The organism is Devosia sp. (assembly GCF_036676215.1).
Lineage (GTDB): Bacteria > Pseudomonadota > Alphaproteobacteria > Rhizobiales > Devosiaceae > Devosia.
The window spans coordinates 1-17,131 of sequence record NZ_JAKFDJ010000089.1 but is presented as its reverse complement, the minus strand read 5'-3'; the positions used below and the strand labels follow the sequence as shown (position 1 = coordinate 17,131).

General features: G+C 63.6%; 16 protein-coding genes. 13 read left to right on the top strand and 3 right to left on the bottom strand.

All coding sequences use genetic code 11. The annotated features are described in order from the left end of the window. Positions 1-81 precede the first annotated feature (81 nt). The 8 genes from V6M52_RS09275 (at position 82) to V6M52_RS09240 (ending at position 8,451) form a co-directional block, all read left to right on the top strand. Positions 82-1,890, top strand: a complete 1,809-nt coding sequence (locus V6M52_RS09275; protein WP_442881841.1) for an ABC transporter ATP-binding protein — start codon at positions 82-84, stop codon at positions 1,888-1,890. Continuing rightward, positions 1,887-3,785 (top strand): ABC transporter ATP-binding protein, encoded by a 1,899-nt coding sequence (locus tag V6M52_RS09270; RefSeq protein WP_332700809.1) that lies wholly within the window; start codon positions 1,887-1,889, stop codon positions 3,783-3,785. The genes V6M52_RS09275 and V6M52_RS09270 overlap by 4 nt, the downstream gene beginning before the upstream one ends. A gap of 96 nt (positions 3,786-3,881) precedes the next feature. After that, complete coding sequence (locus tag V6M52_RS09265) at positions 3,882-5,180, top strand: hypothetical protein (RefSeq protein ID WP_332700808.1); 1,299 nt, start codon at positions 3,882-3,884, stop codon at positions 5,178-5,180. A gap of 121 nt (positions 5,181-5,301) precedes the next feature. After that, on the top strand, positions 5,302-6,039 hold the full coding sequence (locus V6M52_RS09260) for a TSUP family transporter (protein WP_332700807.1): 738 nt from the start codon (positions 5,302-5,304) through the stop codon (positions 6,037-6,039). Positions 6,040-6,074: 35 nt separating this feature from the next. After that, on the top strand, positions 6,075-6,986 hold the full coding sequence (locus V6M52_RS09255; protein WP_332688546.1) for a LysR family transcriptional regulator: 912 nt from the start codon (positions 6,075-6,077) through the stop codon (positions 6,984-6,986). Positions 6,987-7,060: 74 nt separating this feature from the next. Continuing rightward, positions 7,061-7,444: a hypothetical protein gene (locus V6M52_RS09250; protein WP_332700806.1), complete on the top strand. Its 384-nt coding sequence runs from the start codon at positions 7,061-7,063 to the stop codon at positions 7,442-7,444. A gap of 49 nt (positions 7,445-7,493) precedes the next feature. Next, positions 7,494-7,976 (top strand): copper chaperone PCu(A)C, encoded by a 483-nt coding sequence (locus V6M52_RS09245; RefSeq protein ID WP_332700805.1) that lies wholly within the window; start codon positions 7,494-7,496, stop codon positions 7,974-7,976. Positions 7,977-8,052: 76 nt separating this feature from the next. After that, positions 8,053-8,451 (top strand): VOC family protein, encoded by a 399-nt coding sequence (locus V6M52_RS09240; protein ID WP_332700804.1) that lies wholly within the window; start codon positions 8,053-8,055, stop codon positions 8,449-8,451. 7 nt (positions 8,452-8,458) lie between these two features. Here the strand turns inward: V6M52_RS09240 and V6M52_RS09235 are convergent, their stop codons facing one another. Genes V6M52_RS09235 through V6M52_RS09225 form a run of 3 tightly spaced genes read right to left on the bottom strand, consistent with a single transcriptional unit; the run spans position 8,459 to position 12,206 of the window. Further along, positions 8,459-10,009, bottom strand: a complete 1,551-nt coding sequence (locus V6M52_RS09235; RefSeq protein WP_332700803.1) for a hypothetical protein — start codon at positions 10,007-10,009, stop codon at positions 8,459-8,461. Positions 10,010-10,013: 4 nt separating this feature from the next. Next, positions 10,014-10,952: a DUF6384 family protein gene (locus V6M52_RS09230; RefSeq protein ID WP_332700802.1), complete on the bottom strand. Its 939-nt coding sequence runs from the start codon at positions 10,950-10,952 to the stop codon at positions 10,014-10,016. A gap of 30 nt (positions 10,953-10,982) precedes the next feature. Continuing rightward, positions 10,983-12,206 carry a cell surface protein gene (locus tag V6M52_RS09225; protein ID WP_332700801.1) on the bottom strand — a complete coding sequence of 408 codons (1,224 nt, stop codon included), beginning with the start codon at positions 12,204-12,206 and terminating at the stop codon, positions 10,983-10,985. Positions 12,207-12,446: 240 nt separating this feature from the next. On the opposite strand from V6M52_RS09225, the gene V6M52_RS09220 reads away from it, so the two are divergent. The 5 genes from V6M52_RS09220 (at position 12,447) to V6M52_RS09200 (ending at position 17,107) form a co-directional block, all read left to right on the top strand. After that, positions 12,447-12,923, top strand: a complete 477-nt coding sequence (locus V6M52_RS09220; protein WP_332688532.1) for a CoxG family protein — start codon at positions 12,447-12,449, stop codon at positions 12,921-12,923. Positions 12,924-13,025: 102 nt separating this feature from the next. Further along, on the top strand, positions 13,026-13,148 hold the full coding sequence (locus V6M52_RS09215) for a hypothetical protein (RefSeq protein ID WP_332688530.1): 123 nt from the start codon (positions 13,026-13,028) through the stop codon (positions 13,146-13,148). Positions 13,149-13,341: 193 nt separating this feature from the next. Continuing rightward, entirely contained in the window at positions 13,342-14,349 is a 1,008-nt protein-coding gene (locus V6M52_RS09210) for a BMP family lipoprotein (protein ID WP_332688528.1), read from the top strand. 83 nt (positions 14,350-14,432) lie between these two features. Next, positions 14,433-15,980 carry an ABC transporter ATP-binding protein gene (locus V6M52_RS09205; RefSeq protein ID WP_332700829.1) on the top strand — a complete coding sequence of 516 codons (1,548 nt, stop codon included), beginning with the start codon at positions 14,433-14,435 and terminating at the stop codon, positions 15,978-15,980. Beyond that, positions 15,977-17,107 (top strand): ABC transporter permease, encoded by a 1,131-nt coding sequence (locus tag V6M52_RS09200; protein ID WP_332688526.1) that lies wholly within the window; start codon positions 15,977-15,979, stop codon positions 17,105-17,107. The genes V6M52_RS09205 and V6M52_RS09200 overlap by 4 nt, the downstream gene beginning before the upstream one ends. Positions 17,108-17,131: the final 24 nt, after the last annotated feature.

Below are 17,131 nucleotides of genomic sequence, written 5' to 3'. Positions count from 1 at the left end.
CACATTTATTGAAGTCTGGATATTTCCTTGACCACCGATAAGGCTGGCCGCGTCCATTCACGCGGCGATGCACAGGCGCATGTGGCCGCGGCCCAGGCCGGAAAGGGCCGGGGGCCGCTGCTGCGGATCACCCTTCTATCGCTTCGTCACCCCTGGCAGGCGGCCGCAGCGGTTGGTGCGACCATCATTGCCTCGGTGCTGCAATTGCTGATCCCCCGCCTGCTCGGCTATTCGGTCGATCAGGCGCAGGGCATTCTGGAAGCCGGCGCGGCCGGCGCCGAACAGGCGCTGTTCTGGAGCGCCATGACCCTGCTCGGCGTCTCGGTGGCGCGCGGCTTTTTCACCCTGATCCAGAACTACTATTCGGAATCGGTGGGACACCATCTCGGCTACGAGCTGCGGCTGGCCTTCTACGACAAGGTGCAGCGGCTGTCTTATTCCTACCATGACAAGGTCCATACCGGCGACCTGATCACCATGGGCCTGCTCGACCTCGACGGCGTGCGCATGTTCTTTGCCACCGGTCAGGTGCGCATGGTGCTGCTCTCGGTGCTGATCGGGGTTGGCGCCTATATGCTGCTGACCACCGATGTCGTGCTGGGCCTCTTGGCCCTGAGCTTCGTGCCCTTTGTCGCCTGGCGTTCCTCGGTAGCGCAGCTGACCCTGCGCGCCACCTGGGTCACCCTGCAGCAGAAGCTCTCGGCCCTGACCCGGGTGATGGAAGAAAATCTCGGCGGCATCCGCGTCGTCCGCGCCTTTTCCGGGCAGAATTTCGAGCTCGCCAAGTTCGATGTGGCCTCCAGGGACGCGCTGCAGCTGGCGCATGACCGCGTCAATATCCGCGTGCGCAACACCAGTGCGATGACCTTTTCCTTCTTTGCCGCCATGGGGCTGGTGCTCTGGGTGGGCGGCAACAAGGTCATTGCCGGCGAGATGAGCGTGGGCACGCTGGCCAGTTTTCTCACCTTCATGACCATATTGCAGATGCCGGTGCGCCAGCTTGGCCTGATGGTCAATTCCTTTGCCCGCGCCTCCACCTGCGGCGAACGCTTCTTCGCCTTTCTCGATGAACCGCTGGCCATCGCCGATGCGCCCGGCGTGCCCGACCTCAAGGTGAGCGAAGGCACTTTGCGCTTCGAAAATGTGCACTTCACCTATCCCGGCGCCACCCATCCGACGCTCGATGGCGTCAGCTTCGAGGCCAAAGCCGGCCAGACCATCGGCATTGTCGGCGCTCCGGGCAGCGGCAAGTCGACGCTCGCCCACCTGATCCCGCGCTTCTATGATGTCAGCGGCGGCCGCATCACCATAGATGGCCAGGATGTCAGCAAGGTGAGCCTGCAATCGCTGCGCCGGGCGATCGGCGTGGTGCAGCAGGATTCGTTCCTCTTCACCACCACGATCGAGAACAACATCGCCTATGGCGACCCGTGGTCGAAGGAAACCAAGATCGAAAAGGCCGCCGAAAGCGCCCAGCTGCACAATTACATCATGGGCCTGCCGGCCGGCTATGCCACGGTGGTGGGCGAGCGTGGCATTTCCCTGTCGGGCGGCCAGCGCCAGCGCCTGTCGATTGCGCGCAGCCTCGTGCTCAAGCCCGCCGTGATGGTGTTCGACGATTCCACCGCCGCCATCGACGCGGGCACCGAGCACCGCATTCGCAGCGCCATGCGCCGCTATGCCGGCGACCGGGTGACGCTGGTGATCAGCCACCGGCTGAGTTCGCTCCTGCATGCCGATACCATCCTGTTCCTCGAGGGCGGCAAGATCATCGAGCAGGGCAGCCACGAGGAATTGCTGGCGCGGGGCGGCCGCTATCGCGCGCTCTACGACCTGCAGACCCGCCCCACCGAGGACATTGATATCGAGATCGGGAGCGCCGCCCAATGAGCGCCGTCGACGAAGAAGACCGCGAAGTCGCCGCCTTTCCGGGCCAGCGCCCACCCCGCGCCAGCGTCGGCAGCCATCGCATCGAAGAGGAAATCTTCGGCAAGGCCTATGACCCCAGGACCGTGCGGCGCATCTGGGCCTTCGTGCGTCCCTATCGCCTGCGCATCTATCTGTCGGTGCTTGCCGTGCTGGTCTTCACCGCCACCCAGCTTGCCATTCCGCTGATCATCGGCCGCGCCATCGATAGCGGCATGACCGAGGGCGGCAATTCGACCAATCTGGCTTGGGCCGTCGCTGCCTTCGCCGTGGCGGTCGTCATCAACTACGCGGCCTCCTGGATTCAGGAAAGCCAGGTGGGGCAGGTGGCCGAGAACGTGCTGTTCGACATGCGTCGCGCCATGTTCAACCAGCTGCAGCGTGTGTCGCTGAGCTTCATGGACAAGACTGAAGTCGGCCGGCTGATGAGCCGGCTGCAGGGCGACGTCAATTCCATGCAGGAATTCCTCGAGACCTCGGTGCTTTCGGTCGGCGACATGGTGCTGCTGGTCGGCATCGTCGTGGTGCTGCTGACGCTCGATTTCCGGCTGGGCCTGCTGACGCTTTCCACCATGCCGGTGCTGTTCATCGTGCGCATCTTCTGGCTTCCGCCGGCCAAGCGCGCCTTCTGGGCGGCCCATGAAACCAATTCGATCACTGCAGGCGCCATGGCCGAGGGCATCAATGGCGTGCGCACGGTGCAGAATCTCGATCGCCAGAAGGTCAATTTCGACCTCTATGACGACAAGGCCTATACCAACCTGCAGACCCAGCTCACCGGCTCGCGCTATGCCCAGGTCATGGTGCCGATCGTCGACAGCCTCACCGGCGTTGCCATGGCCATTGTGGTCGTGGTCGGCGGCTCGCTGGTGCTCAATGGGAGTCTGGAGATCGGCGTCATCGTGGCGTTCATCTTCTACATCCAGCGCTTCTTCGACCCCATCCGCTCGCTGACCATGCAATACTCGATCATGCAGCGCGCCATGACTTCGGGCCGCCGCATCACCGAAGTGCTCGATGTGCCGACCTCGATCAACGACAAGCCCGACGCCGTGACGCTGACGCGCGACATGGACGGTTCGGTCGAGTTCAAGGACGTGGTCTTCGGCTATGCCGCCGATCGTCCGGTGCTCAAGAATGTCAGCTTCAAGGTCAATCCGGGCGAAACCGTTGCCCTGGTCGGCCCGACCGGCTCGGGCAAGACAAGCGCCATGTCGCTGGTCCATCGCTTCTACGAAGTACAGTCCGGCGCCGTGCTCGTGGGTGGCCACGACGTGCGCGACGTGACCCAGGAATCGTTGGGCGAGCAGGTCGCCATGGTGCTGCAGGAGCCCTTCCTGTTCACCGGCAGCGTCTTCGACAATATCCGCTACAACAAGGCCTCGGCCACGCGTGACGACGTCATCGCCGCCGCCAAGGCTGTGGGCGCGCATGACTTCATCATGCGCCTGCCCGAGGGCTATGACAGCATCCTCGAACAGCGCGGCTCCAATCTTTCCCTGGGGCAACGCCAATTGCTGAGCTTTGCCCGCGCGCTGGTGGCCGACGCCAAGATCCTGGTGCTCGACGAAGCCACCGCCAATATCGACTCCTATACCGAACGGCAGATCCAGAAGGCGCTGCTGACCCTGCTCAAGGGCCGCACCGGCATGGTCATCGCCCACCGGCTGGCGACGATCCGCGGCGCCGACCGCATCATCGTGCTGCAGAATGGCGAACTGATCGAGACTGGCAATCACGACCAGCTCATGGAAAAGAACGGGCTCTACGCCAAGCTCTACAACATGAACTATGCCAGCTTCGACGACATCCCCGACGACCTGGTGGCACAGGCCAATGCCAGGGCCGCGAGTACGTGAGCATTTCACCTCTCCCTTTGGGGGAGAGGTGAAGAGGAAGCCATTCAGGACGCGTTCAGGTCGGCATGCTAGATGAGGCCACAGGGGGAACCATCCATGCGCCAGCTCATCGTCACCGCCATCCTGCTGTCCACGACGCCCGTTCTGGCACTCGATGCCATCACCTACAAGGGCACGCTGGGGCGTAGCGACATCCTGGTCGAGCTGACCGATCCGGCGGAAGGCATGATGACGGGGCGCTATAGCTATATGCGGGTGGGCGGGGACATTCCGCTGCACAATCTGGACGGCATTGACAGCATCGAGCTGGCCGAGGAAGCGCCGTGCAGCGAAGAGACCTGCATTCTCGATGCCGATGGCGCCGTGACCGAGCCCCCGATCGGCGGGCTGTGGTTGCTGAACTTTTCCGCCGATGGCAGCCAGCTGAGCGGCACCTGGGCGCCAGCCGACAAGCCCGGCAAGACGCTCTATGTCGCCCTCACCGAAATCGGCCGCCGCACGCTGCCCAAGGGTAGCATACTCAGCCCGATGGGCCTCGCCGATAACGCCTTCACGCAGATCGATGGCGACGGCGAGCCCTTTACCGCGGCAACGGCGCCCTATGATTTCGCCAAGATGGATGTGGCGCTGACCGAAGGCCCGGTGCAGACGCTCGATGGCTCAAGCTTCCGCTTCGTCAGCGATCCGCGCAGCGTCTTCGCCTTTCCGCGCATTGTCGCCCTGGCCGATGGCAGCTCCACCGAGGCGGCCAACCGGGCCTTGGCCGAACGCCACGCCACCATCAATCTGGCGGCCTTTTCCTGCCTCAACACCGCCTATTCAGGTTTCAGCTATTCGGGCCATGGCATCAGCATGGACGGTAGCTCGCTGGGCGACTTCGATGGCGAAAACATCGCGCTGGGCTATCTCTCGCCGACCGTGCTGGGCTGGACCGAATCCGGCAGCACCTGGTGTGGCGGCGCCCATCCCAACAACCACTTCAACAGTTTCGTCATCGACGTCAGGACCGGCAAGCAACTGGCACTGGGCAAGGTGCTGAAGGACTGGGTGGCGACCCGCAAGATCGGCGATTACGACGCGGTGGTCGATCAGGCCGCCGCGCTGGAGGCGCCCGGGCAATATGTCTGGGCCGCCGGCCAGAGCCTCATCGACTATGTGCTGAACAATTTTGCGCCGAGCGACGCCGGGTTCGCCCAGGAATGCGGCATGGAAGACCTGATCACCACCAACCTGGGCCTGCGCTTCGCGTCGGGCGACAAGGTCGTGTTCACGCTCGAAGGCCTGCCCCATGTCATTCACGCCTGTACCGAGGATCTGCTGACGGTGAGCCTCTCCGACATCCCCGACCTGCTGGCGCCCACCGCAAGCGATTATTTCCCGTCGCTGCTGGAGTAGGTCGCGCGCTTTCACCTCTCCCCCCAGGGAGAGGTGAAGAACAGCAACACCCCTTGCCGCATTAGCGCTGTTCGCTCTGCCCAACTCGGCGCATGAAACGAGCCAGTTTGGGGAAACAATCATGAGTCTCTGGCTTGCCGCCGCCCTGCTGCTGGCGGTGTTCTGTACGTCCATGCTGTCGGGCATTTTCGGCATGGCCGGTGGACTCATCCTGCTCGGGGTCTTGCTGGCCATCCTGCCAGCGCCCACGGCCATCGCCGTTCAGGGTGCCATCCAGATCATCGCCAATGGGTCGCGCGCCGTCTTCTCCCGTGCGTTCATTGATTGGGCAATCCTGGGCATTATCTGCCTGGGTCTGCTCACCGCGGGCATCATCCTCTTTGTCATCCGCTACACGCCCAATCTGGCAACCATCTGCATCGTCATCGGCCTCTTGCCGATCCTGGTCTGGATTCCGCAATCCTGGCTCGCCCTCGACGCGAGCAAGCCCCATCATGGCTTCATCTGCGGCCTGCTCGGCGGCGGGCTCAATCTGGCGGTCGGCGTGTCCGGGCCCACCGTCGACATCTTCTTCATCCGCACGCTGATGGACCGCCGCAAGATCATCGCCACCAAGGCGGCGACCCAGGTGATCTCCCACGCGTCCAAGGTGCTGTTTTACTGGAACGCTACCATGGTGCTGACGCCCTTCGAGTGGGCCGCCATTGCGCTCGCCGCGCCATTCGCTATCGCCGGCACCAGCGCCGGCCACTGGGTGCTGCAGCGGCTGACGGATGCCAACTTCAGAGCATGGACGCGTTGGATCGTTACGGCTATTGGCATTTTCTATCTCGCCCGCGGCATTTCCTTGCTGAACTGACGCCGATGAGTATGGTGCCGTTTCAGGGAGACGAAATGGCACCGTTCGACAGTGTTACCGCGCGCCTGATTCTGCTGCTGGCCGAAACCGGCTCGATCGGCCGTGCTGCCGAGCGCGAGGGCATTGCCTCATCGGCGGTCAGCCGCCGCGTTTCCGATCTCGAAAGCCGGCTGGGCGTGGTGCTGTTCGATCGCTCGGCCCAGGGCGTGAAACTGACTAGCGCCGGGGAAGCCTATGCCGAGGGCTGCCGCACTGTGCTGCGCGCCATCGCTGATCTCGACGCGGTCATGGCCGATTTCGGCAGCGGCCAGCGAGGCAGCCTGCGGCTGGCCTGTACCAGTTCGGCGCTGACCGGGCGCCTGCCGGAACTGCTGGCCCGCTATTCGGCCAAGCATGCCGGCATCGATCTGGACATTCAGGAAATGGGCGCGGCCAAGGCGCTGCTGGCGCTCGACGAGGGCCGGGCGGATATCGCCATCGTCTCGGACAATTACGATTTCACCCGTTTCGAGATCAAGGCCTTCGAGGATGATCGCGTCTGGGTGCTGGCGCCGCCCGATCATGCGCTGGCCGACCGGCTCGATCCACGCAAGGACATCGATTTTGCCAGCGTGATCGACCATCCCATTGTCGGCATCCACCAGGCTGGCTCGCTGGATCGCCTTGTCGGCGAGGCAGCGCGGAAGACCGGCAAGCCGCTGGTCGAGACCGTGCGGGTCGAGAGCTTTCCCGCGCTGGTGCGCATGGTGGAAGCTGGCTTCGGCATCGGCTTTCTGCGCTCAACGAGCCTGCATCTGCTGGCGGGAACCGACCTGGTCTGCGCACCGCTGGCCGAACCCTGGGCCCTGCGGCAATTGCTGGTGGCGCGTCGCAAGACCAGCCCGCTCTCGGCCGCGATGAAGAGTTTCATCGCGCTGTGCAGCGAGACATACGTGCCCAGCACTTGATGCCATGACGTGGATCAATAGTCCGCGACAAAACGGCCATTGAGCAGCGCCGCGATCGCGCCTAAGGATGCGCCATGCCCACAATGCGCACCATGAGCAGAGAGATCGGAACGGCCCTGGCCGTGCTGGCAATCTATTTGCTGACGGTGCTGGCGCCGATCCATGAAGCACGCGCCAGCCAGCGCGCCTTCGAGGAATTGGGATATACCGCGCTGGAAACGGGCTGGGCGCTCTGCACCTCCGTTGGCGTGACGGATGGCGACCAGGACGCAGAAGTCAGCAAATGCCCGGCGACGGGTGTGGCCAAGACTGAATTTGTGCTTCCAACTGCCGCCGTCTTGCCCGCCGCTCTCGACCTCGCGTCGCTCGCCACCCCTCTGTTGCTCAACCTGCCGGCCTTCACGCCGGTTCCGGTCACTTCTCCCAGCGGTCCGCGGGCGCCTCCGGTCACGGTCTGATCCCGTCGGCCACTCGGCCATCCAGACCTCTCAAAACCGGAATTTCATCATGCTTCGTCTGCTTCGCGCTGCCCTTGCGGCCGCCATTCTCGTCGCCACGCCCGCTTTCGCCCACAATGGCGTCATCCATCTGGGGCCCATCAACATCTCGCTGCCCTTCACCCGCGCCACCCTGCCCAATGCGCCGGTGGGTGGGGGCTTCCTCACCATCGAAAACACCGGCACCGAGGCTGACCGTCTGATCTCGGCCGCCTCCACCGTCGCTGACAAGACCCAGATCCACGCGATGGCGATGGAAGGCGATGTGATGAAAATGGGCGAACTCACCGACGGGCTGGAAATCTCGGCCGGCGAAACCGTCGCGCTGGCGCCCGGGCGCCTCCACATCATGTTCATGGGGCTCAACCAGGCCTTTGTCGAGGGTGAGAGCATCACCGTGACGCTGACCTTCGAAAAGGCCGGCTCGGTGGAAGTGCTATTGCCGGTCGAGGCCTCGGCCGCCGACGCGCCCACTACCGAGCACGCGCACTGACGACACTGCTGGACGGCCGGAGGGGGATGACCTCCGGCCGCTTCGTCGTTAGGTTGCGGCAAAACAGGAGCACCCCGTGAAGCCATCGATCTCCATCATCACCATCGGCGTCGACGACCTGGAGCGGGCCTTTGCCTTCTACCGCACCCTGTTCGACATCACCGACGAGCAGATCGGGGCAGGGGAAGACCACGTCGCCTTCTTCTTCGACGATGACTTCTCTTTTGTGCTGTTTCCGCGCGACCAGATCGCCCAGACGGCGGGCAAGGATGTGGCGATCCCCGGCACGCCCGGCTTCGTGCTGAGCCACCAGGCGGCGAGCCCGTCCGAAGTCGACGACATCCTGCGCAGGGTGCTGATCGCGGGTGGCGCCATCATCACCGAGGGTACGCAGTCGGAATGGGGCTATTCAGCCTATTTCGAGGATAGCGAAGGCAATGTCTGGGAATTGATGGCGCAGCCGCCGTCGAATTAGAGGCGGGCTAAAATCCACCACCGGTCTTGAAGCCGCCATGCTTGCGCGTGCCGGTCGAGCCGGTGCGCGGGCGGGAAAAGCCGCCGCCGCTGCCTGAACCGCTGCCCCAGCCGCCACCAAAGCCGCCCTTGCTCCTGGGCTTGCCGCTCCCGCCGCCGCCAAAGCTGGCATCAGGCCAGTTCATGGTGCTGCCACCCCCTTCCGGCCAGGGTGAGTTGGAGCGCTGCCGTCCGTTATTGGGCAGGCCAACGCCGCCGCCCCAGTCGGACGTCCCGGCGCTCCAGTTCTGGCTGCGTCGCCACTGGTCCCAATAGGAGGCGGCCGAGATGCCGCCGCGCAGGAAGTCGTTGAGCACGTCGCCCACCAGCTTGTCGTCGCGGAAGCTGGAGCGAGGATCGTCAAAGCGCTGCTTCTTGAACTCCCACTGGATATCTTCCAGCTCGCGCCGGCGTGCCGCCAGCGTCCTGAGCCGGTCGTTCAGCTCGCGCGTTTCGTTTTCTTCTTCCTTGGCACGCGCCCGAGCATCATCGATCTGGGCGACGATGGTATCGTCCTGCCCGGTGCGGGTGCGACGCGCCTCGGCCAGCAGCGTCTGGATATCTTCGCGGCCGAGCGCCGTTGCCAACCCCGCCAAGGCATCTTCGAATGCAGCATCGCCGCCCTGGGACAGCATGCCCAGCGTCTTGGCAGCCTCGTCGCGTCGGTCTTCAGTCGCCACGATCTCGGCGTCGAGGGCGTCGATCTGCTTTTGCGCCGCCTCCATGGCCTCGCGCATCGGCTTGCCGCCGGCATCGTCGATGGCCGCCATCTCCAGCGCGTCGACCTCGGCCTCGGCATGCCGGGCGTTTTCGATCTGCCGCTCGGCATGCTCGCGCAGCCGCAGCGGGATTTCGTTGAGCATGGCGAAGTTGGGCCGCGCCTTGTGGAAGCCCACGAGACTGGCGACCATGCCGTCAAAATAGCGGATGAGATTGTTGGCCCGGTAACTGGCCGTGCCGTAGCCGGCCTCCCACAAATACATGAACAGGGCGTCGTCGCGGTAGGGCTTGCCCTTTTGCTCGCGATCCTGCTCTGCCTGCTCGGTCTTGCGCATGGACTGGCCGGCAATGTCGGCCAGTTCGCTCGCCTGCTGTCGCTTTGCGGCAAAGGCCGGATCGCGCGCGATCGACGCCCCTAGCCGGCTGCCTAGCGCCTTGAGTTCGGCCTGGTGCCCCTCATAGACCTTGAGGGCGTCGGCCCGCTCACCCGTCAGCCGGGTCAGCGCGGCATCGCTTTCCGCGACGTCCTTCTCGGCCTTGCTCAGATTCTTGGCATGCGCCTTGAGCTGCTCGCGGGCCCTGGTTTCCGCGGAGGAGATGGCGCCGTCCAATTCACCCTGCACGGCAGGATCGAGCCGCAACTGCGCCAGTTGCCGAAACAGCTCGGCCTCGTTCTCGCGGATCTTGCCCAGCTTTTCGGCCGAGCGTGCGAGGCGCTTGGAGATTTCCTCCTCCTCGCGGCGGATGTCGCGCATCGCCTCGTCGAGACTGGCCAGTGCTTCGGGTCCGCGGATGCTCATTGCTTTACCACCGCGTCACTGCGCCGCCGAGAACCGGCAAATTGTACTCGACCTCAAGGAAGCCATCAGATTTCCGGCCGACTTCGTTGATCTGGATGATGCCATCGTCAAGCTTGTCGGCGGCCACCCTGTCATAGACATTCTCGGGCACGCGCACGCCCCAGTGGCTGACCACCTCGACCTCCCCATTCTCCTCATTGAGAATGGGCAGGCTTAGCGCATTGCCAGCGCTGTCGAGCGCTTCGACCACGATGTAGTAATTGGTGGCCGCGGTATTGATTTCGGGAATGGTCCAGAAGCCGGACTGCACGCCGGAGCGGTTCACCACGCGCAGCGTATATTCCTGTCGCAACTGGTCGCGCAGGGCGGTCAGGTCCGCGACGGCCTGCTCAGCGCCGGCGCGGTTGCCTTCGGCGGCGAAGGTCTTGCCGCGGCTGCGCAGCGCCTCGGCGTCGGCCACGGCCTGCTGCACCTTGGTTTCCTCGAAAATCGTCCGGTAGAGCGCATCCATCTGGGCCGGCAGGCCTTCGGCCAGCTCGATCCGCGCCTGTTCGGCCTGCCCATTCTGGTACGGCTGCCAGACGCCGAAATAGCCCACACCCAGCAACAGCAAGGCGACAAGAGCCGCACCCACCGGCTTGCCCCAGCTTTTGCGGCTGACATAGAGCTTGGCGAGGCTCGTGCCAAAGCCCGGCTTGGGCGGATCGTAGACGAAGCGGCTTTCCTGCAGCGCCGCGACGCCCTCGCGCAGGATATGGTCGGGAACCTCGATGCCCTGGTGGTGATAGATGTCGCGCAGCTTGTCGAGCAGCTGCTTTTCCTTGGCATCGGTGCCCAGCTCACGCACAGCCAGGTCCTGCCGGTGACGGAGCGTGTCGACCACGTCCATCGCCAGCATGACTTCATCCAGGGGCGCAGCGGGCTTCGCTGTCACGTCACTCATTGTTGGCGTTCACCCGTGGTTACGGCGTCCTCAGTTCCTGGTTTCGAGTAGCAGGGCGTTGCCGTCGGCAGCCAGTGCCGCCAGGCGCCGCTTGCCGTCTTCCACAGCGTCGCGGATTTCGGCCGAGTTCTTGGTCGAGGCGACGCGCATCTCGTTGATGATCGTGCGGCTCTTCTCCTGGAAGTTGACCACGGAATCGACCAGCTTCTTGACCGCATCGGCACGGATCGTGGGGCCGTAACCGGCCCGAACCGCTTCTTCCGTCACCCGATCGCCGATTTCGGACAGGGTCTCGAGGCTCTTGCTCATCCCTTCCTTCATGGCGTTCAGCGTTTCGGTGGATTCGTGCAGCCCGAACATGCCGGTGAACGATGCCGACAGGGCCGTCAGCACGGTCTCATTGGTCGAGAAGAAGGAGATCGACTGCTGATAGACCCGCTCCTTGGCATTGGTCGTCTGCATCAGCCGCGCCATCACCACTTCGGAGGTGTTGTAGGAGATGGTGAGATTGTCCGAGAGGTCCTTGGCGATCTGGTAGCGCTTTTCCTCGTTCTGCATCTCGCGCAGCTTTTCGTCGCGATCCATTTCGAGGCGCGCGCGATCCGCCGGTACGCTGCCGGCATAGCCCGACACGGCGGTCGACGCAGCGTTGAGGATATTCTTCTTGGCCTCAAGGCGCTGCTCGGCCGTGTGCAGCACCTCGAGCGCCATCACTTCGGCCTGCTTCAGCGCACCGCGGAAATCGCGATAGGCTTCCAGAATGGTGTGTTCGCGGTCGATCTGGTCCTTGGTATCGGCCGACACCGACAGGTAGATGTCGCGGATCTTGTTGAAGCGCGTGGCAATGTCGCCGCGGCTGACCTTCATCCAGACGTTGCCGGCGCGTTCGAGCATGTCGAGCTTGTTGTCGGCCAACTGGTCGACCATGCCCTTGGCATCGTCGCGGATGGAATCGAAGCCCTTGGTGATGTCTTCATAGCGCTCGCCGATCTTCATCGCGGCGATCTGCTCGCGCACCACTTCGTTGAAGGCGCTGGCCTGGCTGAGCGTCCGGCCGATCAGCACCACGCGGGTCTCGTCCAGTTCGGTGATCTGGCTGAGCAGGCCAGTGATCGGCTGCTCGCCCTGCTGCTCAGGCCAGATTCCCAGGTCGCGGATAGCGTTGACGGCCTTGTCCAGATACTGCAAGGGCCTTTCGGCCACCACGGCAGACGCCGTTGCGGTTGCCGGTGCCGTGCTCACTTCATTGGCCATTCACTCGCTCCCCGTAGTCAGATGCCGAACCGGCGGAATGCGCTTGCTCGCGCTATAGATCGCTGCTGCCCGGTCCCATGACAATTGCATCACGGTGCCGGGGCAACTATTTAGACCATATTGGTGCGAAAAAGCCGCACGTAAAGAGCGGGATGGCACAGTAATGGCAGGCCTTTCTTTCAAGCTGCATCAAGGCGGTATTGGGGCGGTGTCACGACAGCGCCGGCAGGGTGCCTGCTGATGGATTTCGGTGGTCGCTACATCATCGCCGCGCCCCGCGTTGCGGTCTGGGCCGCCCTCAATGATACCGGGGCGCTCAAGGCGGCCATTCCGGGTTGCCACAAGATCGTCTGGTCGGGCGAGACCACACTTGATCTGGAGATCAAGGTGAACCTCGGCGTAGTCCACCCCGTGTTCAAAGGCGAGCTTGCCCTCTCCGACATCGTGCCGGCCGAGCGCTATACGCTGGCTGGTCGGGGCAAGGGTGGCCTGCTCGGCATGGCGGAGGGCTCGGCCGACATCGTGCTATCGGACAGCGGCGAGGACACCTTGCTGATATTTGCCGCCAATGGCGGCGCTTCGGGCCAGGTCATGAAGCTGGGCAGGGCCATCATCGGCAACTCGGCCCAGAAGGTCATCGACGGCTTCTTCGAGCGGTTCGGTGGCGCCATGGGTGCGCAGGTGACGCCGCTGGGCGTCGACCAGACCGAGCCTTAAGCGTACCTTAACCGTGCCGCCGGATGCCCCCAAAGCATCACAATCTTGCAACCGGTCCTGGGCTAGGATTCACCGCCACTCTTCCAGTTTGAAACAAATACCATGAACAGCCGGACCCGCGACACAATCGCCCTTTTCGCCATCGCGTCGCTCGCCATCCTGGCTGTGCTCTATGCCGACGCCGACCTCGGCCAGATATTCGAGGGCGTCCTCGCTCATTGGTGAATTGTGCCCGGTCTGCGGGCCGGGGCTGCCGCGCCGGTAAGCATGCCGGCCAAAATTTGACCAATCGGAAAAATTTCCGCGATTCCCTCTTGCAGGCGCTTCGTTTGCACGATTGTATCCCTTGTTAGCGCACGGAGATTGTCCGTTGGCGTCAAGCGCCAACGCTCCAGTGTGAGACAGGGAGACGAACTCAATGAAATTTTCAAATCTCACCAAGGCCATCGCTGGCGGCGTCGCGCTGAGCGCGGTTCTGACGGGTGCCGCCTTCGCCGACCCGGCGATCATCTATGATCTCGGCGGCAAATTCGACAAGTCGTTCAACGAAGCTGCCTTCAACGGCGCCGAGGCCTGGAAGGCCGAAACCGGCGGCAGCTATATCGACCTTGAGCTACAGAACGATGCCCAGCGCGAACAGGCGCTCCGTCGCTTCGCCAGCCAGGGCGCCAATCCCATCGTGATGGCCGGCTTCTCCTGGGGCACGGCGCTCGACACGGTCGCCGCCGAGTTCCCTGATACCAACTTTGTCGTCATCGATGCCGTGGTCGATCAGCCCAACGTGCAGTCGATCATCTTCGACGAGCACACCGGCTCGTTCCTCGTCGGCGCCCTGGCGGCGCTGAAGTCGGAAACCGGCACGGTCGGTTTCGTGGGCGGCATGGACGTGCCGATCATCCACAAGTTCTACTGTGGCTATGCCCAGGGCGCCAAGGCTGCCAACCCCGACATCACTCTGATCGAAAACTACACCGGCACCACCCCGGCTGCCTGGAACGACCCGGTCACTGCCGGCGAACTCACCAAGGCGCAGTTTGACGCTGGTGCAGACGTCGTCTTCGCCGCTGCTGGCGGTTCGGGCCTCGGCGTGCTGCAGGCGGCTGCCGATGCTGGCAAGTTCTCCATCGGTGTCGACAGCAACCAGAACTACCTGCATCCCGGTTCGGTGTTGACCTCGATGCTGAAGCGCGTCGACGTCGCTGTCACCACCGCCTTCAAGGAAGGCGGCGACGACGCCACCTTCAAGCCTGGCATTTCCGTGCTGGGCCTGGCCGAAGAAGGCGTCGGCTACTCGCTGGACGAGCACAATGAAGCGCTGATCGACGCGGACACCAAGGCCAAGGTCGACGAGCTGAGTGCCCAGATCCAGTCCGGTGCTATCACGGTGCACGACTACACCGTCGACTCGACCTGCCCGGGCGTCTGAGTCCTATCGTGGCATCCGACACCCATACGGGTAACAGTTCTGCGCAGCGGCCCTCCGGGGCCGCTGCTGCTTCAGAATTCGCCATCGAACTCCTCAAGATCAACAAGAGCTTCGGCCCGGTCCACGCCAACAAGGATATCGACCTCGCCATTCGCCGCGGCAGCGTGCATGGCATTGTCGGTGAGAACGGCGCCGGCAAGTCGACGCTGATGTCGATCCTCTATGGCTTCTACACTGCCGACTCGGGCGAAATCCGCGTCGATGGCAAAACCCACGCCATCACCGATTCCCATCATGCTTTGGCCCTGGGCATCGGCATGGTGCACCAGCACTTCATGCTGGTCGACAATTTCTCCATTCTCGAAAACGTCGTGCTCGGCGTCGAGGACAATGCGCTGCTGGGCCCCAGTCTGGCCCGCGCGCGCAAGGAACTGGTGCGGCTGGCCAAGGAATACCGGCTCGACGTGAACCCCGATGCCATCATCGAGGATGTGTCCGTCGGCACCCAGCAACGCGTCGAAATTCTGAAGGCGCTCTATCGTGGCGCCGACGTGTTGATCCTCGATGAGCCGACGGGCGTGCTGACCCCTTCTGAGGCCGACGATCTGTTCCGCGTGCTCAACGAGCTGCGCGACCAGGGCAAGACCATCATCCTGATCACCCACAAGCTGCGCGAGATCATGGCCATTACCGATTATGTTTCGGTCATGCGCCAGGGCGAAATGGTCGCCACGCTCAAGACCGCCGAGACCGATCCCGGTGAGATCGCCGAGCTGATGGTCGGCCGCCGCGTGTTGCTGCGGGTCGAGAAGGGCCCCGCCACCCCGGGCGAAGTGTTCCTTTCGGTCGAGAACCTCGTCGTCAAGGACGACCTGGGCATTACCCGCGTAAAGGACGTGAGCTTTACCGTTCGTGGCGGCGAGATTGTCGGCATTGCCGGGGTCGCCGGCAATGGTCAGAGCGAATTGCTGGAATCGGTGTCCGGCATGCGCGACCAGTCGAGCGGCACCGTCCGTCTCAAGGGCAAGCCGCTGTCGCTCGAAGGCGATGATGGCGCCGATCGCGCCCGCCGGGCCGGGCTCGCCCATGTCCCCGAGGATCGCCAGCGCATGGGCCTGGTGACCGCCTTCGAGGAATGGGAGAACGCCATTCTCGGCTACCAGGATGACGACGCCTACGGCAAGGGCTGGATTCTCGACATCGACGCCGCGCGCGCCAAGGCACGCGATCGCATCGAGCAATTCGACATCCGCCCCGCCAATGAACGGCTCAAGACCGCCAACTTCTCGGGCGGCAACCAGCAGAAGATCGTGCTGGCCCGCGAGATGTCGAGCAATCCCGACGTGCTGATCGTTGGTCAGCCGACCCGTGGCGTCGACATCGGCGCCATCGAGTTCATCCATAACCAGATCATCAAGATGCGCGACGCCGGCAAGGCCATTCTCCTGGTCTCGGTGGAGCTGGACGAAATCCGCTCGCTGGCCGACCGTATCCTGGTGATGTTCGATGGTCACATCGTCGGCGAGGCCGATCCGGCCACCGCCACCGAAGGCGAGCTCGGCCTGATGATGGCCGGCATCAGCGACAAGACGGCCCCGGCGCGCGCGGCGGCCGAAGGAAAGACCACATGAGCGCTTTGCGACCCCTGCCGCGCTGGGCGGACATCCTGCTCCTGCCCATCATCAACCTAGTCCTGGCCTTCGTCATTTCCGGGCTGGTCGTGCTGGCCATCGGGCAGAATCCGCTGGCAGCGCTCGAAGCCATTGTCGGCGGCGCCTTCGGCAGCGGCTACAATATCGGCTATACGCTCTACTACTCGACCAACTTCATCTTTACCGGCCTTGCCGTGGCCGTCGCCGCCCATGCCGGGCTGTTCAATATCGGCGGCAATGGCCAGGCCTATATTGCCGGCCTCGGGGTTATCCTCGTGGCGCTGCCGCTGCAATTCCTGCCCTGGTGGGTGACCTTCCCGATCGCCATCCTGGCGGGCGCTGCCGTCGGCGGCTTCTGGGCCTTCATCCCCGGCTGGCTGCAGGCCAAGCGCGGCAGCCACGTCGTCATCACCACCATCATGTTCAACTTCATCGCCGCCGCGATCATGGTCTATATGGTGGTCAATGTGCTCAAGCCCGCCGGCGTGCTGGCGCCCGAATCCGCCATGATCGATGTCGCGGGCCGCATGCCCAAGCTCGGCACCTTCATTCCGTGGTTCCGAAACACCGACGTGAACTTCACCCTGCTGCTGGCGCTGCTATGCCTGGTGGGCGTCTACGTGCTCGTCTGGCACACCCGCTTCGGCTTCACCATGCGGGCGCTCGGCCATAACCCGACCGCCACCACCTATGCCGGCATTTCCAATTCACGCACCATCATGATCGTGATGACGCTTTCGGGCGCATTGGCCGGCATGGTGGCGGTCAACCAGATCGTGGGCGTGCAATACCGGCTGGTGCTCGACTATGTCGCCGATGCCGGCTTCGTGGGCATCGCCGTGGCCCTGATGGGCCGCAACCACCCCATCGGCATTCTGTTTGCCGCATTGCTGTTCGGCGCGCTCTATCAGGGCGGCAATGAGCTGCAATATGTCATCCCCGGTCTGTCCAAGGAAATGGTCGTCGTCATCCAGGCCCTGGTGATCCTGTTCACTGGCGCCATGGAGGGCATGTTCCGTCCCGGATTGCAGCGCGCCTTCATGCTGTTTTCTCCGGCCCAGAAGGCCGAGGCGGACGCGCGCAACACCGTCAAGTCGGAGAGCTGAGCCATGGATCTCGCGCTCATTCTC